1 protein-coding gene is annotated in these 356 nt (G+C 52.8%); it reads left to right on the top strand.

Going from position 1 to position 356, the window contains the following annotated elements:
- Positions 1 to 356 (top strand): P-type ATPase actuator domain-containing protein (locus B7C60_RS18715; RefSeq protein ID WP_483887755.1); only part of this gene is annotated, 356 nt, incomplete at both ends.

The following is a 356-nucleotide window of genomic DNA, read 5'->3' as shown; positions in this document are numbered from 1 at the left end:
GGCCCCCCCCCCGCCGATGGTACCCTGCTGGATCCGGTGGCAAGCTTTGATGAAAGCGCACTCACGGGGGAGTCGATTCCTATTGAACGGCAGCAAGGTGAGGCTTTATTCGCTGGGGCTGTTGTCGTCGATCGAGTGATTCAGATGGGAATTACCTCTCAAGCTGGAGAGAATGCAATTGACCGAATTTTGCATTTAATTGAGGAGGCTGAGTCACGTAAAGCACCGTTGGAACGTTTTCTCGATACGTTTAGTCGCTGGTATACTCCGCTGATGATGGCCGTGGCTTTGGCTGTTGTGGTGCTTCCTCCTTTGTTGTTCGCGCAACCTTGGGAAACTTGGACATACCGAGGTCT

The organism is Vibrio fujianensis, from assembly GCF_002749895.1.
Classification (GTDB): domain Bacteria; phylum Pseudomonadota; class Gammaproteobacteria; order Enterobacterales; family Vibrionaceae; genus Vibrio; species Vibrio fujianensis.
Note: the sequence above shows the minus strand (reverse complement) of the source record. Positions and strands in the feature narration are given on the sequence as shown.